Origin of the sequence: Pseudomonas fluorescens (genome assembly GCF_040448305.1) — a bacterium.
GTDB classification, from domain to species: Bacteria; Pseudomonadota; Gammaproteobacteria; order Pseudomonadales; family Pseudomonadaceae; genus Aquipseudomonas; species Aquipseudomonas fluorescens_BH.
The window spans coordinates 5,188,228-5,208,005 of sequence record NZ_CP148752.1; the positions used below are offsets into that span (position 1 = coordinate 5,188,228).

Below are 19,778 nucleotides of genomic sequence, written 5' to 3' on the forward strand. Positions count from 1 at the left end.
GATTACTCGTCAGCGCCCTTGTCGATCACTTTACGGCCACGGTATACGCCTTCTGGCGATACGTGGTGACGCAGGTGAACTTCACCGGTGGTTTTTTCTACAGACAGGGTGCTAGCCTCGAGAGCGTCGTGCGAACGGCGCATGTCACGGGCAGAGCGGGATTTTTTGTTCTGCTGAACAGCCATAATTGATTAACTCCTAAACGTTTGGGTCACGCTTTAACTGCGCCAATACACTGAACGGGTTGGACCGCGTTACCTCGTCCTCGCTCGGTTCGGGCTCATCGAGACCCGCCGGCTGCTGGCATTCTTCCGGATGATGAGCAGGCACAATGGGCAAGGCAAGCAGAAGCTCCTCCTCGATCAGTGACTGCAGATCCAAAGGATCTTCGCCCAGTTCCAGCACGTCATAACCTTTCGGCAACGACTGGGTATTCGCACCCTCCTTCACCACGGCGTAACTGCATTCGCTGTGGATCGGCAGGGTGACCAGCTCAAGACAACGCTGGCAAACCATTTTGACTTCAGTGTCGATAAAGCTGTGGATGACCACAGATTTACGTTCATCTCGTTCAAAAACGAATTTAGCCTGCACCGTACCGACATTGTCGGAAAGCGGGTCGCAGAGTCTCTCCAAATCGGCCAGCAGCATTTCACCTTGAAGGGTGGTGCCACGATCAGCCAATTTGCGCGGGTCAACGTGAGGTGGAATCGGGTCATTCAACATAGGCGCAGCATTATAGGGATGCCCCCGCCCATGTCAAAGGAAATTCAGCCCTGTCCGTCACTTGGAAGCCTCGCTAGAATTCGCACACGCCTTATGGAGTTGCGCATGCTGCCTTTATTACTCGCTTCTGGCTCGGTCTATCGCCGGGAATTACTGACCCGCCTGCAACTGCCATTCACTTGCAGCTCGCCGGATATCGACGAAAGCCATCGCCCAGGCGAATCCGCCACCGAACTGGTCAAGCGTCTCGCCGAAGAGAAAGCGCGCGCCCTGGCCGACAGCCATACCGCTCATCTGATAATCGGCTCCGACCAGGTTGCCGTGCTGGAAAACCGGATTATCGGCAAGCCCCACACGTTCGAAAAAGCCCGCGAACAACTGCTGGCCGCCAGCGGTGCCAGCGTGACGTTCCTGACCGGCCTGGCCCTGCTCAACAGCCAGACCGGGCACTGTCAGGTCGACTGCGTGCCGTTCACCGTACACATGCGCACACTCGATGCAATCCGCATCGAACGCTACCTGCACGCCGAGCAACCCTACGACTGCGCTGGCAGCTTCAAGGCCGAAGGCCTGGGGGTCTGCCTGTTTCGCAGTACCGAGGGACCTGACGCCACCAGCCTGGTCGGCCTGCCGCTGATTCGACTGATCGACATGTTGCTGGCCGAAGGCGTGCAAATACCCTGAATCCCATTACTAAAAAACCGGCCACGCAGGCTGGTTTTTCATGTCACCACAATATCAACGCAACGACGGACCGTTAAAACCCATCCACATCGCCAAATGCTCAGCCACGCTGGCACCGAGTTTTTTCGAGAAGCGATCGAATGGCGACTCCTGAACGGTAAAGTCCACCAGTTCTTTCTCGCCGATCACATCCCGCGCAACCGAACTGGCGTTACCCAACCCATCGATCAACCCCAGCGGCAGCGCCTGCTCGCCGGACCAGACCAGGCCGGAGAACAGTTCCGGATGCTCCTTGTCCCTCAGGCGATCGCCACGGCCCTGCTTGACGCTGCTGATGAACTGCTTGTGGGTCGTATCGAGCACGCCCTGCCAGAAGGCGGTTTCTTCCGGTTTCTGTGGCTGGAACGGATCGAGGAACGACTTGTGCTCGCCAGAGGTGTAAGTGCGACGCTCGACGCCCAGTTTCTCCATGGTGCCGACAAAGCCATAACCGGCTGCCGTCACACCGATGGAGCCGACCAGGCTCGCCTTGTCGGCGTAGATCTGATCTGCCGCGCTGGCGATGTAGTAAGCACCGGAAGCCCCCAGATCGGAAATGACCGCATAGAGCTTGATATCCGGGTGCAGGCCGCGCAGACGACGGATCTCGTCATAGACATAACCCGACTGCACCGGACTGCCGCCCGGGCTGTTGATGCGCAGGATGACGCCCTTGACCTTCTTGTCCTCGAACGCCGCGCGCAGGCTGCCAACGATATTGTCTGCGCTGGCCGGCTCCTTGTCGGCAATCATGCCTGTCACATCGATCAACGCCGTGTAATTGGCACCGAGGGTAGCGGCCTTCTCCATGTCCATCAGCGGCGAAAACAGGGCAATTGCGCCGAACAGATACACAAAAGTCAGTAATTTGAAGAATATCCCCCAGCGACGGGACCGGCGCTGCTCCTGCACGCCGGCCAGCAGCGTCTTTTCCAGCAGCTTCCAGCTCTTGTCGTCACCGCTCTCTGCGCTCGCCTTGGCGGGCGCCTTCCATTCGTCGGTCATGCCATCCACCCCAAATACAACCGGTTAAGCCCGCTGACTGAGCCAGGCATGCAATTCTGAAAAGCGGTCGATGGCCAGTCGCGGCTCATACAACTTCAACGCATCGATCGATTGAGCGCCATAACTGACGGCCACCGAGCCCATGCCGGCGTTGCGCGCCATCTGCAAATCAAAGGACGAATCACCGACCATCAACGCCTGTTCCGGGCGAACCTCGCAATGGGCCAGGATTTGCTCAAGCATCAGCGGATGGGGCTTGCTGGCGGTCTCGTCGGCAGCGCGGGTGATATCGAAGTAATTCTCCCAGCCATGGGACTTCAGCACCCGATCCAGCCCGCGACGGGCCTTGCCGGTCGCCACAGCCAGATGATAACCCTCGGCACGAAATGCCTCGAGCGACTCGACCACACCCTCGAACAGCGGCGAAGGCACAGCCTCCGACGCAATGTAATGCTCAGCATAGTGCTCACGGAACGCGATCAGCTCGGCATCATCGATTTCGGGGTACAGAGTGCGGATCGCTTCCGGCAAGCCCAGGCCGATGATGCCCTTGACGGCCAGATCATCGCGCAGCTCAAAGCCGGAACGCTGCGAGGCAACGTGCATCGCCTCGACAATCCGGCCAATGGAATCGGCCAGGGTGCCATCCCAATCAAAGATCAGCAGCTTGTAATCAGATGGGCGCACTCAATCGCTCCACGGTTTTGGCCCACATCTCGTCGACCGGCGCTTGCAGCTTCAGCTCACCGCCATCGGGAAGCGGCACGGTCAGCATGTAGGCGTGCAGGAACAGGCGCTTGCCGCCCAGATCGCGAATTTCCTTACTGAAATCGTCATCGCCGTACTTGGTGTCGCCGGCAATGCAGTGCCCGGCGTGCAACGTGTGGACGCGGATCTGGTGAGTGCGGCCGGTGATCGGCTTGGCTTCAATCAGGGTGGCAAAGTCGCCAAAGCGACGCAGGACCTTGAACACGGTCACAGACTCCTTGCCCTCCTCCTCGTCGACCTCGACCATACGCTCACCGGAGCGCAGATTGCTCTTGCCGAGCGACGCTCGAACTTGCTTGATCGAGGATGCCCAGTTACCGCGAACCAGCGCCATATAGCGCTTATCAACGCCATCACCGCGCAAGGCTGTGTGCAAGTGACGCAGCATGCTGCGCTTCTTGGCGATCATCAGCAGGCCGGAGGTGTCACGATCGAGACGATGAACCAGTTCGAGTTCCTTGCAATCGGGACGCAACTGACGAAAGGCTTCGATGACTCCGTAGTTCAAGCCGCTGCCGCCGTGAACGGCGATGCCGCAAGGCTTGTTGATCACGATCAGCGCCTTGTCTTCGAAGACAATCGAGGCCTCGAGCCGCTGCAGCAGGCCTTGTGCCAGTGGTACCGGCTCGTCGCGCTCAGGCACGCGAACCGGCGGCACGCGCACGATATCGCCCGCCTGCAGCTTGTACTCGGGCTTGATCCGACCTTTGTTCACGCGCACTTCGCCCTTGCGCAAAATGCGGTAAATCAAGGTCTTGGGCACGCCTTTGAGTCGGGCGAGAAGGAAATTATCAATGCGCTGGCCGGCATATTCCGGCGAGACCTCAAGCAGTTGTACGCCTGGAGTCGGGGGGGTAGTCGTCGTCATGGCGCGGATGATAACAATTTTTTATGGAATTGAAGCACTTAATCATTGCTGCTATAGTCGCGAACGTCGCCAAAAGCGGCCTGGACAGCGGACCAACGGTCAAAAACCGGCCCTGACCAACGCAATTCACCAGGACGCGAGGCCGTCCTACGGGGCTTTCGCTACGTAACGGTGGAGTTTGCAGGTGTAACGAGCGCAGGTGACATGAGGCCTGAATCACGCCACAAAGCAGAGTTTTTCACTCGTTTTGCGAGCCATATTCACGGCCAGTTCACAAAGTGCAGTCAGTTGCGAATGACCCCGAGCGAAGGCATCGGAAACAACGCCTAAATTAGCCATGATGCGTGACCTCCCCTTTCGGAGCTCACGGTAAATGCCAACCCGCTGCGGATTCTGCGCGCGGCAGCACCCGAATTATCAGGGATACGTGTAGGGTGGAGATGCACAACCGCCGGACTGTGTAGCAACAGGCTTTCTCAAGACGCTTCATCTCGTCCACAGCCGCTGGTTGATTCCTCCTCCTGACTGAGTGCTTAAGTAGCCACAGCAAGCAGGACGCGTACGTCGCGATGAAGGCCCACATTGGCCGGACTTCGCTGGACACGGGAAATGGCCAACCACTCCCGACGCACCTGACACCGACCGTGAGAAGTCGTGTGTGCCGAACGCCGTTTCCGGCAGCCCGGAAACCGACGGTACTACATGAAAAGAATGCTGATTAACGCAACCCAACCCGAAGAGTTGCGTGTTGCACTGGTAGATGGCCAGCGCCTCTACGACCTGGACATCGAATCCGGTGCACGCGAGCAGAAGAAGGCCAACATCTATAAAGGCCGGATTACTCGCATCGAACCAAGCCTTGAGGCTGCCTTTGTCGATTTCGGCTCTGAGCGCCACGGCTTCCTGCCCCTCAAAGAAATCTCCCGCGAATACTTCAAGAAAGCCCCGGAAGGTCGCGTCAACATCAAGGACGTCCTGAGCGAAGGCCAGGAAGTCATCGTTCAGGTCGAAAAAGAAGAACGTGGCAACAAGGGCGCCGCCCTGACCACCTTCATCAGCCTGGCCGGTCGTTACCTGGTGCTGATGCCGAACAACCCGCGTGCCGGCGGTATCTCCCGTCGCATCGAAGGCGAAGAGCGCAATGAACTGCGTGAAGCCCTGAACGGCCTGGTTGCCCCGGCTGACATGGGCCTGATCGTGCGCACTGCCGGCCTGGGCCGCAGCAGCGAAGAAATGCAGTGGGACCTCGACTACCTGCTGCAACTCTGGACCGCGATCAAGGAAGCCTCGCTGGATCGTTCCGCGCCGTTCCTGATCTACCAGGAAAGCAACGTGATCATCCGCGCGATCCGCGACTACCTGCGCCAGGACATCGGCGAAGTGCTGATCGACAGCGTTGAAGCCCAGGACGAAGCCCTGACCTTCATCCGCCAGGTAATGCCGCAGTACGCCAGCAAGATCAAGCTGTACGAAGACAGCGTTCCGCTGTTCAACCGTTTCCAGATCGAAAGCCAGATCGAAACCGCTTTCCAGCGCGTTGTCGAACTGCCTTCCGGCGGCTCCATCGTTATCGATCCGACCGAAGCCCTGGTGTCCATCGACATCAACTCGGCGCGCGCCACCAAAGGCAGCGACATCGAAGAAACCGCACTGCAAACCAACCTTGAAGCGGCCGAGGAAATCGCCCGTCAGTTGCGTCTGCGCGACATCGGCGGCCTGATCGTCATCGACTTCATCGACATGACCCCTGCCAAGAACCAGCGCGCCGTGGAAGAGAAAGTCCGCGAATGCCTGGAAGCCGACCGCGCTCGCGTGCAAGTCGGTCGCATCTCGCGCTTCGGCCTGCTGGAAATGTCCCGTCAGCGCCTGCGTCCTTCCCTGGGCGAAAGCAGCGGCATCGTCTGCCCGCGTTGCAACGGCACCGGCATCATCCGCGACGTTGAATCGCTGTCCCTGGCGATCCTGCGCCTGATCGAAGAAGAAGCCCTGAAAGACCGTACCGCCGAAGTTCGTGCACAAGTGCCGATCCCGGTGGCTGCGTTCCTGCTCAACGAAAAACGCAACTCGATCACCAAGATCGAACTGCGCACCCGTGCCCGTATCGTCATCCTGCCGAACGATCACCTCGAAACACCGCACTTCGAAGTGCAGCGCCTGCGTGATGACAGCCCGGAAGCCGCGACCAACCAGTCCAGCTACGAAATCGCCGCTGCCGCTGCCGAAGTCGAAGAAGTCCAGCCAGCCGCTGCGACCCGCACCCTGGTTCGCCAGGAAGCGGCGGTCAAGACGGCCCCGGCCCGCGCCAACGCTCCGGTGCCGACCGAAGTAGCCGCTCCAGCCCCAGCCCCGGTCGCCGTACCGGAGCCAAGCCTGTTCAAAGGCCTGGTGAAGTCGCTGGTGAGCCTGTTCGCCACCAAGGAAGAGCCTGCCGCTCCGGTTGTGGTTGAAAAACCTGCCGCCGAGCGTCCGGCGCGCAACGAAGAGCGTCGCAGCGGTCGCCAGCAGAGCCGCAACCGTAACGGTCGCCGCGATGAAGAGCGCAAGCCTCGCGAAGAGCGTGCACCGCGTGAAGAACGCGCACCACGTGAGCCACGTGAAGAGCGTCAGCCACGGGAAGTGCGCGAACCGCGCGAGACCCGCGAAGAAACTCCGGCAGTAGCCCGCGAAGAACGCGCACCACGCGCGCCTCGTGAAGAACGTGCACCGCGCGCTCCGCGTGAAGATCGCAAGCCACGTGGCGAGCGTGAAGAGCGCGTTCGTGAACTGCGCGAACCTCTTGATGCCGCTCCGGCTGCTCCAGCCGCCGCTGCTACCGCTACGGCTGCTACCGCTGAAGAGCGTCCAGCTCGCCAGCCACGTGAAGAACGCGCTCCACGCCCACCGCGTGAAGAACGTCAGCCACGTGCCGAACAAGCTGCCGCAGCCGCCACTGAAGAAGAGCTGGTCACCAACGAAGAGCAACTGCAGGAAGACGGTCAGGAAGGCGCCGAAGGCGATCGTCCACGCCGCCGCTCCCGTGGTCAGCGTCGTCGCAGCAACCGTCGTGAGCGTCAGCGTGACGCCAATGGCAACGTGATCGAAGGTTCGGAAGAGTCCGAGTCCGGCGAAAACGCCGAAGCGCCAAGCGTTGCCGATCTGGCCGCCGGCCTGGCTGTTACCGCAGCCGTTGCCAGCAGCGTGATCAGCGCTCCAGCCGAAGCTGAAGCCAACGTGCAAGCTGAACGCGCCACAGCCGCGACTCTGGAAGCAGCTCCGGTTGAAGCGCCAGTCGTTGAAGCAACCACACCGGTCGAAATCACCGCCTCGCCGGAAATCGAAGTGGCGCCAGCGCCGGAAGCTCAGCCTGCTGTTGAAGCGGCTGCCGAGCCAGCGCCGGTGGTAGAAGCACCAGCTATGGCTGCAGAAGCGGTTGTTGAAACCGTGACTGAAACCGTGCGTGAAGTTCGCGAAGAGCAAACCGCATTCAACTGGGTTGCCGAGCCAGCCGTCGCTGAAGCCGCTGCACCTGCCGCTGAAACCCCAGTGGCTGAAGCCATGGTTTCCGAGCCGGTGGTTGCCGCCGCGGAACCGGCTCCAGCGCCGGTGGTTGAAGCGCCAGTCGTTGAAGCACCGGTCGTTGCCGAAGCACCTGCTCCGGTAGTCGAAACTGCTCCTGTCAGCGCCCTGACGCCAAGTGGCCGTGCGCCTAACGACCCGCGTGAAGTGCGTCGTCGCAAGCGTGAAGCCGAGCGTTTGCAGAAGGAAGCTGAACTGGCTGCCGCTGCGGCTCCAGCTGAAGCGGCTGTCGCTGCCGAACCTGCACCGGTTGTTGCTGAAGTGGTTGAGGCAGCTCCTGCCCCGGCCGCTGAAGTGGCTGCCGAGCCGGTTGAGTCGGTGATCCACGAAGCACCGCGCTCCGTTCAGGAAGCGGTAGAGCAACACGAGCAAGCCCAGGAAAAAGAACACGAGCCTAAACCTCTCGTCTGATTCCATCGGCCACTAAAAAGCCCCGCCTGGTGATCCCAGGCGGGGCTTTTTTTATATCCGGAATTCACAGCAATCCCTTGTAGGAGCGAGCCTGCTCGCGATAGCGGTGGATCAGATTGCATCTCTGCTGGATGGCAGATCGCTATCGCGAGCAGGCTCGCTCCCACAGGGGGTTCAGGTTGATCTGAAAATCTATGCGGGGCTAAAGATCAATGCCTGCGGCACATCCACATCCCACAACACACCGGGATCCGCCACTGCCACCTCAACCACCCGCCCTTGGGCAAACAGCGGTTTGGCACCGCGATCCCCCGACAACGCCATCAACCCCGCAGCGAAGTCCCGCCCGAACCCGACCGGATGCCCATACTCGCCGTCCTGCACGGGCACGCTGATAATGTCATCGCCAATACCCGCCACCACTTGCTCGATACTGGATGGCAGGATGAACGGCATATCCCCCAGCACCATCAACCAACCATCGAGTTGCTTGCAGGCAACGACTCCCGCGGCAATGCTGTCGCCCATTCCCGTCGATTCGATCAGTACAATCTCGCAGCCATAGGCCTGAGCCATGCGAATCACTTGCGGGCGGTCAGCAGTGGTCACCAGTACGCGTTTGTCCAGCGCCACCGGCAGATTGACCAACGTGTGCTCGATGACGGACCGCACCACGCCGTCACGCCCGGTGCAATCGGCCACCAATTTATCCTTTTCGGCACCCGCCTCCTGGCGAAAGCGGCTGCCCTGCCCCGCCGCCAGTACGACGACGCCAATGGACTCGCTCATACGCTCTCCCGCACGGCTTTCTTCTGCTTCAGTTCGACGCCATTTTTGACCGCCACGATTTCCGCCATGAGCGACAAGGCAATTTCCGCAGGACTATGACTGCCAATGTGCAAACCGATCGGACCATGCAAGCGGTCAATCGCCGATTGCGACAACCCCAGTTGAGCCAGGTTTTCCCGGCGCTTCTGGCTGTTGACCCGCGAGCCCAGCGCCCCGACGTAAAAAGCCCTGGAATCCAGGGCCGTGAGCAGCGCCATGTCGTCCAGACGCGGATCATGGGTCAAGGCCACGATGGCCGTGCGTTCATCGGTCTGGATGTTCAATACCGCCTCATCCGGCATGCCCGAAACGAATCGTCCGTGCTGCTCCTCCCAGCCATAGACAAACTCGGTACGCGGATCGCAAATCAACACCTCGAAATCCAGCAACCGGGCCATTTCCGCCACATAACGTGACAGCTGCCCCGCGCCGATCAGCAGCAAGCGCCAGCGCGGGCCATAGATCGCCCGCAAGGTCTGTCCGTCGAATGCCAACACGTCAGCTTTACTGGCCGGCAGCAAAAGTACTTTGCCAGTGGCCAGATTCAGTTCGCGCGCAACGATTTCATGGGCCTCGCAACGCGCGAGCAATGGCTCGACCCAATCCCCATCGTCGATACGCTCCTCGGTCAAGCGCAAGGTACCGCCGCAGGGCAAGCCGAAACGTGCGGCTTCCTCGCGGGTCACGCCGTAGGTGATCAATTGCACCGGCGGCCCGTCAAGCGCTAGGCGTCCGTCGTGCAGCCGGGCGATCAAGTCATCTTCGACACACCCGCCGGAAACCGAACCAATCACCATGCCGTCTTCGCGCAAGGCGAGCATGGCGCCGGGTGCCCGGGGCGCAGTGCCCCAGGTTTCGACCACGCTGTACAACACCACCCGCTGACCGGCGCGATGCCATTGCAACACACTGCGCAGGACGTTCAGATCGGCGCTGTCCATCAGGCGCCGGCCTTTTGCCAGCCCGACAGCTGATAACGAACCGGCAGGTTGCGGATGCGTTTGCCGGTGGCCGCAAAGATCGCATTGCACAGTGCTGGCGCAATCGGTGGCACGCCTGGTTCACCCACACCGCCCAACGGGACGTTGCCCGGCGGCGTCACCAGATGCACCGCCACTTCTTTCGGTGCCAGGGACATGCGCGCCACCTCGTACATGTGGAAGTTATCCTGCTGGACCTTGCCGTCCTTGAAGCTGATTTCCCCCAGCACCGCATTACCCAGGCCCATGACGCAGGCACCCTCGAATTGCGCGCGAATGCGCTCGGGGTTGATCTGTGGTCCGCAGTCGACGGCGATGTCGGCCTTGTGCACCACCAGTGTGCCATCATCTTTCACCTCCACCTCGATCACCGCCGCCACATACGTCACGAAGCTGTAATGCACCGCCAGTCCCAGGCCGCGCCCCTTGGGCAACTCACGCCCCCAACCGGCGGCTTTGGCGGCGGTCTCCAGTACCGTGCGCAGGCGCGCGGTGTCGATCGGATAACGCTCGGGGGATTCGCCGTAGTTCCACTCTTCACTCAAGGTGCGCGGATCGATCTGACGATCCGGGCCGAGCAATCTGATCTGGTACTTGAGTGGGTCCTGCCCGGCCTTGTGCGCCAGTTCATCGATAAAACTCTGGATCGCGAAGCCATGGGGAATATTCGACACCGAGCGATACCAACCCACCCGGGTATGCACCGTGGCCTCGGGGTTCTCCAGGCGAATGTTGGGGATCGCATAGGCCATGTTGGTGAACCCCATGCCCAGTTCGAACGCCGCCTCATGGTTCATGCCCGGCGCAAACAACGCGGTGATGCTCGGCGCCACCGTACGGTGCAACCAGCCGGACGGCAGGCCATCCTTGTTCAGGCTGGCCTTGAGGTATTCGGCCGACACGGTGTGGAAGTAGGAACAGTGGATGTCGTCTTCGCGGGTCCATTGCACCTGCACCGCTTTGCCTGGGAATTCTTTGGCGAGGATGGCGGCTTCGATGATGAAGTCAGGCTTGGACTTGCGCCCGAATCCGCCCCCCAGCAAGGTCACGTTGAACGTGACCTTGTCGAACGGCAGGCCCAGGCGCTCACCGATCCGTTCCCGAGAGACCTGCGGTGCCTGGCTTGGCCCCCAGGCTTCACACGCACCGTCCTTGAACCGCGCAATGGCGACCATCGGCTCCATCGGCGACTGTGACAGATGCGGCAAATAGTAGGAGGCTTCCAGGGTGCTATCGGCGCTGTCCATGGCCTTTTCGAGGTTGCCGGTATTGCGCACCACCTTGCCGGGCTTGAGCGAGGCGGCTTCGAGTTCCTTGCGATAGGCGATCGAATCGTAGCTGGCGTTGGGGCCGTCGTCCCACTCGATTTTCAGTGCCTCGCGCCCTTTGATCGCCGCCCAGGTATTGCTCGCCACCACGGCGATGCCGCCCAGAGGTTGGAACTCAGAGGGCAACGGACGGCTTTCGATCTGTACCACTTTGACCACGCCGGGGACTTTCATCGCCGCGCTGCCATCGAAGCTTTTGACTTTGCCGCCATACACCGTGGGCCGCGCAATGGTCGCGTACAGCATGCCGTCGAAATGCACGTCGGCGCCGTACACCGCACGACCGTTGACGATGTCTTCACCGTCGATGGCCTTGGTGCCTTCCTTGCCGATGTAACGGAACTCAGAGGGTTGCTTGAGCTTCAGGCTGTCGCGGGCCGGAACCGGCAACGCACTTGCGGCGGAGGCCAGGGCGCCATATCCGAGTTCGCGGCCAGAAGGCTCATGGATGACCTTGTGCAGTTGCGCGTGACACTCACCGACCGGCACTTTCCATTGTGCGGCCGCAGCCTGTTCGAGCATGGTCCGCGCGGCGGCACCGCAACGGCGCATCGGCTCATACCAGTGACGCATGCTGCGCGAGCCGTCGGTGTCCTGGTTGCCGAAGCGCACCTCATCGCCGGGGGCCTGCTGCACCTTGACCATCGCCCAGTCGGCTTCCAGTTCATCGGCCACCACCATGGTCAAGCTGGTGCGCACGCCCTGGCCCATCTCCGAGCGGTTGCAGATCACGGTCACCGTGCCATCGGCGGCGATGCTCACATAGACTTTCGGATCGTCGACCCAGCCGTGGGGCATGCCGTCGGCGCCGAACTTCTTGTCTTTTTCTCCGGCAAAAGCGTCTTGCCAGCCCCAACTCGCCGCCAATACCAGCGCACTGGTGGCACCCACCCCTTTCAGGAAGCCACGGCGACTGAGCTGGCTCAGATTGCTCAGGGCGAAATCATTCGGTAACTGGCTCATGCCTTGGCCTCCTTCAGGTGAGTGGAGGCCTGGCGGATCGCGGTCTTGATGCGGTTGTAGGTGCCGCAGCGGCAGATGTTGCCAACCATGGCTTCTTCGATCTGCTCGTCGCTCGGGTTCGGATTGGTCTTGAGCAGCGCCGTCGCGGACATGATTTGCCCGCCCTGGCAGAAGCCACACTGGGCCACTGCCGTGTCGAGCCAGGCTTGCTGCACGACTTTGCCGATCGGGTCGGCGTGCAAGTTGTCGATGGTGCTGACATTCTGCCCGACGACTGAACCGATGGGCGTGATGCAACTGCGTGCCGGAGCCCCTTCGATATGAATGGTGCAGGCCCCGCACAGGCCCATGCCGCAGCCGAATTTGGTGCCGCTGTAACCGGCCACGTCGCGGATCGCCCAGAGCAGCGGCATGTCCTCGGTGACGTCGAGTTGATGGTCTTGACCATTGAGTTTCAGGGTAATCATGGGCACGCCCGCATAGGTCTTGAGTTATGGGGTCGAGCAATCTGCCGCTGGATCTCGGTGGGTCGCACGCAGATCGACTCAGGCTAATGGGCTCTCTTGTGCGGACGCAAAGGGTCTGCACCGGGCCTTTGGTGGAGCAAGAGTGTGCATCGTTAGCTGACTAAGTTAACCGAGCATTAACAAAAAAGCCCTGCACATTAAACATCGTGCAGGGCTTTTTGATCCGCCTTGAAAGCTTAGCTCAATACCGGTTCGGCTCCATTTCCAGATCGACATGGAAACGCTCGAAAATGTCTTTCTGGATGCGCTGCGCCAGGTTCAGCAGTTGCAGGCCCGTCGCGCCGCCATAGTTGACCAGCACCAGTGCCTGCAATTTATGCACGCCAGCGTCAGCCTCACGGAAACCCTTCCACCCTGCCCGCTCGATCAACCAACCGGCGGCCAGCTTCATCTGCCCATTGGGTTGCGCATAGGCCACCAGGTCCGGGTATTCGCTCTTGAGCCGTGCAGCCAGCGCCGTCGACACCAAAGGGTTCTTGAAGAAGCTGCCGGCATTGCCGAGTACGGCCGGGTCCGGGAGTTTTTCATTGCGGATGCTGCAAATGGCCTGGCTGACATCGCTGGCGGTCGGATGCTCGATGCCTTGTTCGGTCAGGCGCTGACGCACCGGGCCGTATTCCAGGTGCAGATGCGCGGCGCGGTCGAGGGCGAAACGCACACGCAGGATCAACCAACGCCCCGGCTCCTGCTTGAACAGGCTGTCGCGGTAAGCGAAGTTGCACTCTTGCAATGTGAAGTCGCGCAGTTCGCCGGTCTGGCGATCGAGGGCGGTCAGGCCGGCGAACACGTCCTTGATCTCGACCCCATAGGCGCCGATGTTCTGCATTGGTGCCGCACCGACGGTGCCGGGAATCAGGCTGAGGTTTTCCAGGCCGGACAGTCCCTGGGACAGTGTGTGTTGCACAAAGGGATGCCAGGGCTCACCGGCCTCGGCCTCGATCACCACTTTGCTGCCGTCATCGCTCAGCACGCGAGTCCCGCGGGTGGCCATGCGCAGCACCAGCGAATCGATGTCCGCCGTCAGCAGCAGGTTGCTGCCGCCGCCAATCACCAGCACCGGCACCTCGTGTTCCAGCCCATAGGCCAGTGCTTCTCGCACATCGGCGTCGCTATGGGCCTCGGCAAACAACCGGGCCTGGACATCCACACCAAAGCTGTTGAACGGCTTGAGCGAAACCTGCGATTGAATCTGCAAACTCATAACCGTCCCTTCAATTCGATCACCAGCAAATCACTGGCGCGCTCGATCAGGTCCAACACCTGTTCGAAGCCTTGGTCGCCGTCGTAATACGGGTCCGGGACCTCATCGACGTCCGACTGATAGCGACGCAGGAACAGATCCAACTCGGCCTTGCACTTGACCGGTTGCAAGGCCTTGAGATTGCGCAGATTGCTGTTGTCCATCGCCAGGATCAGATCGTAGGTGGTGAAATCGGCGCGGCTGACTTGCCGGGCGCGCTGGGCGGACAAGTCATAACCGCGCAGCTTTGCCGCGGCCTGACTGCGCTGGTCCGGCGCCTTGCCGACATGCCAGTCGCCAGTACCGGCTGAGGCGACTTCGACCTGGTCGGCCAGCCCCGCTTCACGCAACTTATGCCGCAGCACGCCTTCGGCCGTGGGTGAACGGCAGATGTTGCCCAGGCAGACAAACAGAACCCGCATCACGCCTCCAGCAGGCGACGAACGCGCTCTAGGTCTTCAACGGTATCGACACCGGCTGGCGGCGCGATCAGTGCGTCGGCCACATGGATCCGCACGCCGTGCCACAGGGCACGCAGCTGTTCCAGGCACTCGGTGTTTTCCAGCCAGCATGGACCCCAGCTGACGAAATCCTGCAGGAAACCGGCGCGGTAGGCATAGATGCCGATATGGCGGCGATACGGCACACCTTCCGGCAACTGCTCAGGGTTCACGGCGAACGCATCCCGCGCCCAGGGCAAGGTGGAACGACTGAACGTCAGCGCCAGGCCATTGAGGTCGCTGACGACCTTGACCACGTTGGGGTTGAACAGGCTGTCCACGTCTTCGATCGGCTCGGCCAGGGTGGCCATGCGCGCTTCGGTATGAGCAGCCAGGTTGGCGGCCACCTGGTCGATCACGCTCGGCGGGATCAGCGGTTCGTCGCCCTGGACGTTGACCACGATGGCGTCGGGTGCCAGGCCCAGTTTCATCGCAACTTCGGCCAGGCGATCAGTGCCGGAGTTGTGGTCTTCACGGGTCAGTACCACTTCGGCGCCGAAGCCCTTGCAGGCCTCGATAATGCGCGCATCGTCGGTGGCGACTACCACACGCTCGGCACCGCTTTTGCTCGCCTGTTCCCAGACGTGCTGGATCATCGGCTTGCCGGCGATCAGCAGCAGTGGCTTGCCTGGCAGGCGGGTAGAGGCGAAACGCGACGGAATGACGACGGTAAAGGCTGTATTCATTTGTCCAGGCGCTCGTCGGTGGTCAGGGTGCGCGCTTCGGATTCGAGCATCACCGGGATACCGTCGCGAATCGGGTAGGCCAGGCCTGCGCCCTTGCTGATCAGCTCGGTCTTGTCGGCGCTGAGCTTGAGCGGGCCTTTGCAGACTGGGCAAGCGAGGATATCGAGCAATTTGGTGTCCATGAGCATTCCCTGGAAAAATGGAGTTAAGGCAACAAACGAGCCGGCAGCAGGCGCATCAACTGTGTGTCGAACCAGGCCACGAAGGCCAGTGACGGCACAGCATCGACCGCCAGGTACCACCAATCGGCGGTGGCAAAGGCACGGCATTTCACCGCGTCCTTTTCCGTCATCACCAATGGCAATGACGGTGAGAAATTCAAAGCCTCCACGCTGTATTCGGCGTGGTCGGCAAACGCATGTGAAACCGGCTGCCAGTGTAGCGTTTCGAGGGTCTTGAAGAAACGTTGCGGATTACCGATGCCGGCCACCGCGTGCAGGGCCTGGCCGCTGGGGAAGTGGTCGAGGGGGCGCCGTTCGCCGCTGCGCAGGTTGACCAGCGCGGTGGGTTGCAATTGAAAGGCGAATCCATCATCGCGGTCAGCCACGGCACCGTTGTAGAGCACCGCGTCGACGCTTTGCAGGCGCTCGACCGGTTCGCGCAATGGCCCGGCAGGCAGGCATCGACGGTTGCCCAGGCCGCGGGCGGCGTCGATCAGCACCAGCTCGAGGTCACGCGCCAGGCGGTAGTGCTGCATGCCGTCGTCGGACAGGATCAAGTCCAGCGGCTCGCTGGCCAGCAAGGCTTTGACGGCGTTACCGCGATTAGGGTCGATCATCAGCGGCACGCCCGTGCGCTGGACGATCAGCAACGGCTCGTCACCGGCGACGTCAGCGCTTTGCTCGGCCTCGACCCGCCACGGCAACTGCGGCGGTTTGGCGCCGTAGCCGCGGCTGACCACGCCGACCCGCAGGCCGCTGCGCTGGCAGTGCTCGATCATCCATAGAATCAGCGGCGTCTTGCCGGTGCCACCCACGGTGATATTGCCAACCACGATCAGCGGCACCGGCGGCTGATAGATCTCGCCCTCACCCGCCAGAAAGCGCTTGCGCTTGTTCATGACCACGCGCCGGTACAACCACTCCAGTGGCTGCAACAGCTTCAGGGCCGGATGACCGTCATACCACGCGGCGAGCAATCGATTGGACATGCTCATCAGGGCGCGGGGGGCGCCGCCTCGATAGTGGTCATGCGCAAATGGCTGAAACCAAGCTTGCCGGCCGCATCCATCGCGGTCACCACGGACTGATGTTGAGTCTTGCCGTCGGCGCTGATGGACAGCGGTCGGTTGGTGTCGCCGTTGGCTGCTTTTTGCAGCGCGTCCATCAGCGAAGCCAGGTCACTTTTCGGCAGGATCTGGTTGTTCACCGAGAACACGCCGTCGGCACTGATGGCGATGTCCAAAGGCTTGCTCTGATCGTCGGCCGGCGTGCCGCTGACGGCTTCCGGCAGATCGACGCGCAACTGGGTTTCACGGGTGAAGGTGGTGGTCACGACAAAAAACAGCAGCAGGATGAACACTACGTCGATCAGCGACGCGAGGTTGATGTCCACCGTTTCCCGTGGTTTGCGGCGGAATTTCACGCTTTGCTCCCGGTCAGGTCCACATCGCGATCGCCCTGCACCACTTCGACCAGCTTGATCGCTTCCTGCTCCATGCCCACCACCAGCTCATCGATCCGGCGTTGCAGGAAACGGTGGAAGAACACCGCGGGGATACCCACCATCAGGCCCGCTGCCGTGGTGATCAGGGCCTTGGAAATACCACCGGCCAGTACCGAGGCGTTGGTGGTCATGCCATTGCCTGTGAACGCGCTGAAAATATCGATCATGCCCAGCACCGTACCCAACAGGCCCAGCAACGGCGCCATGGCGGCGATGGTGCCCAGGGCGGCGACGTAGCGTTCGAGCTCATGGATGACTCGTTGTGCAGCCTCTTCGATGCACTCCTTCATGATCTCGCGACCATGCCTGGAGTTGGCCAGGCCGGCCGCCAGGATCTCGCCCAAAGGCGAATTGGCGCGCAGTTCCTTGAGTTTTTCCTTATTGAGCTGTTTGTCCTTGATCCAGACCCAGACCTGCCCGAGCAAGTGCTCCGGGGTCACGCGGCTGGCTCGCAGGGTCCAGAGGCGTTCGGCGACGATCGCCATGGCCGCGATGGAACTCAGAATGATCGGCAACATCATCCAGCCGCCGGATTTGACCAATTCCCACACAGTGACAGTCCCCTCGAAAAAGTGCGCCACTCTAACATAGGGGGTGCAAGCACCGAAGACCGTGATGTCGCATCCGGTCGGGCTTTGATAACGCTCGGTTATGGGTTGAAGGGCGGCGGATCGCGCCAGAAACGCCGTTCCTGGCGCATTGACCACGGCGGCTCGAAGCGTCCCAGTTGCAGACGAATGGCACCCTGTTCGACGCTGTCGTAGATCGCCATCCCACGTTTTTGATACCGCGCGATGACCGTCGCATGCGGATGGCCAAACGAATTGCCCTGCCCGCGGGAGATCAGCGCACCTTTAGGTTGCAGGACATCCAATAGGGCATTGGATGACGAACTGCGACTGCCGTGGTGTGGCGCCTGCAGCCAATCGGTGGGCAGGGCCAACGGACTGTCCAGCAGGGCTCTCTCGGCGGCGGCATCGATGTCGCCACTCAACAGCATCCGTTCGCCATTGGCCTCGATCAGCAAGACACAGGAGTTCTGGTTGCTGTCGCCGGCCAACGGCCAGTGCCAAAGCTGGAAATCAACTTCATCCCAGGTCCATTGCCGGCCGCTCTCACAGCTCTCGGCCTGCAATTGCGCAGGCAAGTCTGACGGTTCACCACTGACTACCTGTTTCACCGGCAAGCCCCTGGCAATCGCCGGGGCACCGCCGGCATGATCGGCATGGACGTGGCTGATCAGCATCAGGTCGAGCCCCTTCACCCCAAGTTTGCGCAATGCTGGCAGCACCACCCGTTCCCCTTGGTCGAGTTCACCGAAACGCGGTCCGGCGTCATAAAGCAACGTGTGATGCCGAGTGCGCACCAGGATCGCCAGGCCCTGTCCGACATCCAGTTGCCAGACTTCGGCCATGCCCTCCTGCAACATCGGCCTGGGCGCAAAAACCAGCATCAACAGCATGGGCCACCCTAACGGGCGCATTGGTAAGCCTCGCGGCAGCAATAGCAAGAAGGCGCCAATGGCACCGATTACCCAGGCCCATAGCGGGACTGCCGCGGGCACCCACGCGGGAACCTGACCGGAGACGAGCCCCAATCCCCTGAACCACCCGTCGATCAGGCCGCCCGCCAGCCACAGCAATTTCTCACCCACGTAAGGCACCGGCAGCAACAGCGTCCCGAGCAAGGCCGGTGGCAGTACCACCAGACTGATCCAGGGCACCGCGAACAAATTGGCCAGCGGCCCGCTGAGACTGATCGGTAACCCCAGAACCAGTAACAATGGGCACAGCCCGATTGCAATCAGCCACTGGGCACGGGTCCAGGTCTGCCACCAACGCCAAGGCCCCAAACGTCCGCCGAAGGTCAATATCAAGACTGCCACGGCCGCGAAAGACAGCCAGAACCCAGGTTGAAGACTCGCCAGCGGCTCCAGCAGCAAAATGCCGCTGAGTGCCAACAACAGTGGCCACCATGCACCGAGATGACGGAACCGTAGACGCCACAACAACACCATTGCAATCATCAGGCAGGCCCGTCGTACCGGCACCTCGAAACCGGCCAGCATCCCGTAACCGAGCGCAGCGGCGAATGCCAGGCCACACGCCCAGGGCAACCATGGCAGACGACTCGGCCATAGCCCCAAGCGGGCCAGGCCAGCGATCAGCAGATACACGACGCCCGCCAGCAATCCGATGTGCTGCCCGGAAATCACCAACAGATGCACCGTGCCGGTGTCCTGCAATACCTGCCAGTCTTCGCGACTCAGCCCGGCGCCGTCCCCGAGCACCAACGCCGTCAACGCGCCGCTTCGCCCTTGGGCATCCACCGCCAGCAAACGCTGACGGATTGCATCACGCCAGGCCCATTGGGCTGGCGCAAGGCGTTCGCCCTGCTTGACCGTCCCGGTCGCCCCGATGTGTTGTGCCAGCAACCAGGCCTGGTAGTCGAAGGCCTGCGGATTGAGGAGCCCGACCGGGCGCTTCAACTTGACTGCCAGGCGCCAGCGTTCGCCACTGTTCACCGGCGGCCCGCCATACCAGGCCAGACGCATTTGCCGCGGCAGCCGGGTACGTCGGGACTGGATGTCGGTCAATTCGAAACGCACGACACCGTCGTCATGCCGAGGCAAGCCTGTGACCCGCCCTTCGACCCAACGGGTTTCTCCGTCCAGCGTCGGCGGCAATCGGTCATCCAGCGCCCACTGCGCATTCGCGCAGGCCCAACTCAAACCGAACAGGTAAAACGCCACCGGATAGGTCCTGAACGGCAGCAACATCAAACCCGCCACCGGCATCGCCAGCCACAACCAGACCGGCGGTAATGCCGGTAAAAAACGCAAGGTCAACAGACCCAACGCCAGCGCCATCATCCCTGTGCGCATAAGCCCGTCCTTGAGAGTACCCTTCAATGCTTAGCCCGCCCGTCACATGGGCGTCGTCAAT

General features: G+C 61.4%; 19 protein-coding genes. 2 read left to right on the forward strand and 17 right to left on the reverse strand.

Annotated elements, in window-relative coordinates; all coding sequences use genetic code 11:
* Window positions 1-2: 2 nt before the first annotated feature.
* The gene (gene rpmF, locus WHX55_RS23470) at window positions 3-185 is read right to left on the reverse strand and encodes a 50S ribosomal protein L32 (RefSeq protein WP_003179396.1); all 183 of its coding nucleotides are present in this window, start codon (window positions 183-185) and stop codon (window positions 3-5) included.
* A gap of 13 nt (window positions 186-198) precedes the next feature.
* Window positions 199-726 (reverse strand): YceD family protein, encoded by a 528-nt coding sequence (locus WHX55_RS23475; protein WP_008050439.1) that lies wholly within the window; start codon window positions 724-726, stop codon window positions 199-201.
* A 105-nt stretch (window positions 727-831) separates the two neighbouring features.
* On the opposite strand from WHX55_RS23475, the gene WHX55_RS23480 reads away from it, so the two are divergent.
* Entirely contained in the window at window positions 832-1,410 is a 579-nt protein-coding gene (locus WHX55_RS23480) for a nucleoside triphosphate pyrophosphatase (protein WP_353741413.1), read from the forward strand.
* Between the two features lie 54 nt (window positions 1,411-1,464).
* Here WHX55_RS23480 and WHX55_RS23485 read toward each other — a convergent pair whose 3' ends face one another.
* The 3 genes from WHX55_RS23485 to rluC are packed head-to-tail and all read right to left on the reverse strand — an operon-like array spanning window position 1,465 to window position 4,090.
* The gene (locus tag WHX55_RS23485) at window positions 1,465-2,454 is read right to left on the reverse strand and encodes a S49 family peptidase (protein WP_353741414.1); all 990 of its coding nucleotides are present in this window, start codon (window positions 2,452-2,454) and stop codon (window positions 1,465-1,467) included.
* 24 nt (window positions 2,455-2,478) lie between these two features.
* Window positions 2,479-3,141 (reverse strand): HAD-IA family hydrolase, encoded by a 663-nt coding sequence (locus tag WHX55_RS23490; RefSeq protein ID WP_150758364.1) that lies wholly within the window; start codon window positions 3,139-3,141, stop codon window positions 2,479-2,481.
* Window positions 3,128-4,090, reverse strand: coding sequence for a 23S rRNA pseudouridine(955/2504/2580) synthase RluC (rluC, locus tag WHX55_RS23495; protein WP_151214580.1), 963 nt, complete (start codon window positions 4,088-4,090; stop codon window positions 3,128-3,130). The genes WHX55_RS23490 and rluC overlap by 14 nt, the downstream gene beginning before the upstream one ends.
* Before the next feature lie 702 nt (window positions 4,091-4,792).
* Here rluC and rne point away from each other — a divergent pair.
* Window positions 4,793-8,056, forward strand: coding sequence for a ribonuclease E (gene rne / locus WHX55_RS23500; protein WP_353741415.1), 3,264 nt, complete (start codon window positions 4,793-4,795; stop codon window positions 8,054-8,056).
* Between the two features lie 192 nt (window positions 8,057-8,248).
* Here the strand turns inward: rne and WHX55_RS23505 are convergent, their stop codons facing one another.
* The 12 genes from WHX55_RS23505 to WHX55_RS23560 all read right to left on the reverse strand — a co-directional run bounded on the left by WHX55_RS23505 (window position 8,249) and on the right by WHX55_RS23560 (window position 19,717).
* Complete coding sequence (locus WHX55_RS23505) at window positions 8,249-8,845, reverse strand: nucleotidyltransferase family protein (RefSeq protein ID WP_353741416.1); 597 nt, start codon at window positions 8,843-8,845, stop codon at window positions 8,249-8,251.
* Window positions 8,842-9,825, reverse strand: coding sequence for an XdhC family protein (locus tag WHX55_RS23510; protein WP_353741417.1), 984 nt, complete (start codon window positions 9,823-9,825; stop codon window positions 8,842-8,844). Before WHX55_RS23510 ends, WHX55_RS23505 begins: the two co-directional genes overlap by 4 nt.
* Window positions 9,825-12,155, reverse strand: coding sequence for a xanthine dehydrogenase family protein molybdopterin-binding subunit (locus WHX55_RS23515; protein WP_353741418.1), 2,331 nt, complete (start codon window positions 12,153-12,155; stop codon window positions 9,825-9,827). Before WHX55_RS23515 ends, WHX55_RS23510 begins: the two co-directional genes overlap by 1 nt.
* Window positions 12,152-12,622 (reverse strand): (2Fe-2S)-binding protein, encoded by a 471-nt coding sequence (locus tag WHX55_RS23520; protein ID WP_353741419.1) that lies wholly within the window; start codon window positions 12,620-12,622, stop codon window positions 12,152-12,154. Before WHX55_RS23520 ends, WHX55_RS23515 begins: the two co-directional genes overlap by 4 nt.
* Before the next feature lie 241 nt (window positions 12,623-12,863).
* A complete protein-coding gene (gene murB / locus WHX55_RS23525) occupies window positions 12,864-13,883 on the reverse strand; it encodes a UDP-N-acetylmuramate dehydrogenase (protein WP_353741420.1) in 1,020 nt (339 codons plus the stop codon).
* Window positions 13,880-14,344 carry a low molecular weight protein-tyrosine-phosphatase gene (locus WHX55_RS23530; protein ID WP_353741421.1) on the reverse strand — a complete coding sequence of 155 codons (465 nt, stop codon included), beginning with the start codon at window positions 14,342-14,344 and terminating at the stop codon, window positions 13,880-13,882. The genes murB and WHX55_RS23530 overlap by 4 nt, the downstream gene beginning before the upstream one ends.
* Window positions 14,344-15,108, reverse strand: coding sequence for a 3-deoxy-manno-octulosonate cytidylyltransferase (kdsB, locus tag WHX55_RS23535; protein WP_353741422.1), 765 nt, complete (start codon window positions 15,106-15,108; stop codon window positions 14,344-14,346). Before kdsB ends, WHX55_RS23530 begins: the two co-directional genes overlap by 1 nt.
* Window positions 15,105-15,290, reverse strand: coding sequence for a Trm112 family protein (locus WHX55_RS23540; RefSeq protein WP_003179363.1), 186 nt, complete (start codon window positions 15,288-15,290; stop codon window positions 15,105-15,107). The genes kdsB and WHX55_RS23540 overlap by 4 nt, the downstream gene beginning before the upstream one ends.
* A gap of 23 nt (window positions 15,291-15,313) precedes the next feature.
* Entirely contained in the window at window positions 15,314-16,324 is a 1,011-nt protein-coding gene (gene lpxK, locus WHX55_RS23545; RefSeq protein ID WP_353741423.1) for a tetraacyldisaccharide 4'-kinase, read from the reverse strand.
* Complete coding sequence (locus tag WHX55_RS23550; protein ID WP_150726177.1) at window positions 16,324-16,752, reverse strand: biopolymer transporter ExbD; 429 nt, start codon at window positions 16,750-16,752, stop codon at window positions 16,324-16,326. The genes lpxK and WHX55_RS23550 overlap by 1 nt, the downstream gene beginning before the upstream one ends.
* A complete protein-coding gene (locus WHX55_RS23555) occupies window positions 16,749-17,384 on the reverse strand; it encodes a MotA/TolQ/ExbB proton channel family protein (protein ID WP_150754005.1) in 636 nt (211 codons plus the stop codon). Before WHX55_RS23555 ends, WHX55_RS23550 begins: the two co-directional genes overlap by 4 nt.
* Window positions 17,385-17,482: 98 nt before the next feature.
* Window positions 17,483-19,717: a DNA internalization-related competence protein ComEC/Rec2 gene (locus WHX55_RS23560; protein ID WP_353741424.1), complete on the reverse strand. Its 2,235-nt coding sequence runs from the start codon at window positions 19,715-19,717 to the stop codon at window positions 17,483-17,485.
* Window positions 19,718-19,778 lie beyond the last annotated feature (61 nt).

Excerpts from the sequence above, each read along its gene's own strand:
- WHX55_RS23480 (WP_353741413.1), top strand. The coding sequence starts at position 832 with ATGCTGCCTTTATTACTCGCTTCTGGCTCGGTCTATCGCCGGGAATTA.
- murB (WP_353741420.1), bottom strand. The coding sequence starts at position 13,883 with ATGAGTTTGCAGATTCAATCGCAGGTTTCGCTCAAGCCGTTCAACAGC.
- WHX55_RS23540 (WP_003179363.1), bottom strand. The coding sequence starts at position 15,290 with ATGGACACCAAATTGCTCGATATCCTCGCTTGCCCAGTCTGCAAAGGC.
- kdsB (WP_353741422.1), bottom strand. The coding sequence starts at position 15,108 with ATGAATACAGCCTTTACCGTCGTCATTCCGTCGCGTTTCGCCTCTACC.
- rpmF (WP_003179396.1), bottom strand. The coding sequence starts at position 185 with ATGGCTGTTCAGCAGAACAAAAAATCCCGCTCTGCCCGTGACATGCGC.
- WHX55_RS23515 (WP_353741418.1), bottom strand. The coding sequence starts at position 12,155 with ATGAGCCAGTTACCGAATGATTTCGCCCTGAGCAATCTGAGCCAGCTC.
- WHX55_RS23485 (WP_353741414.1), bottom strand. The coding sequence starts at position 2,454 with ATGACCGACGAATGGAAGGCGCCCGCCAAGGCGAGCGCAGAGAGCGGT.
- lpxK (WP_353741423.1), bottom strand. The coding sequence starts at position 16,324 with ATGAGCATGTCCAATCGATTGCTCGCCGCGTGGTATGACGGTCATCCG.
- rne (WP_353741415.1), top strand. The coding sequence starts at position 4,793 with ATGAAAAGAATGCTGATTAACGCAACCCAACCCGAAGAGTTGCGTGTT.
- WHX55_RS23505 (WP_353741416.1), bottom strand. The coding sequence starts at position 8,845 with ATGAGCGAGTCCATTGGCGTCGTCGTACTGGCGGCGGGGCAGGGCAGC.
- WHX55_RS23560 (WP_353741424.1), bottom strand. The coding sequence starts at position 19,717 with ATGCGCACAGGGATGATGGCGCTGGCGTTGGGTCTGTTGACCTTGCGT.
- WHX55_RS23475 (WP_008050439.1), bottom strand. The coding sequence starts at position 726 with ATGTTGAATGACCCGATTCCACCTCACGTTGACCCGCGCAAATTGGCT.
- rluC (WP_151214580.1), bottom strand. The coding sequence starts at position 4,090 with ATGACGACGACTACCCCCCCGACTCCAGGCGTACAACTGCTTGAGGTC.
- WHX55_RS23520 (WP_353741419.1), bottom strand. The coding sequence starts at position 12,622 with ATGATTACCCTGAAACTCAATGGTCAAGACCATCAACTCGACGTCACC.
- WHX55_RS23530 (WP_353741421.1), bottom strand. The coding sequence starts at position 14,344 with ATGCGGGTTCTGTTTGTCTGCCTGGGCAACATCTGCCGTTCACCCACG.
- WHX55_RS23510 (WP_353741417.1), bottom strand. The coding sequence starts at position 9,825 with ATGGACAGCGCCGATCTGAACGTCCTGCGCAGTGTGTTGCAATGGCAT.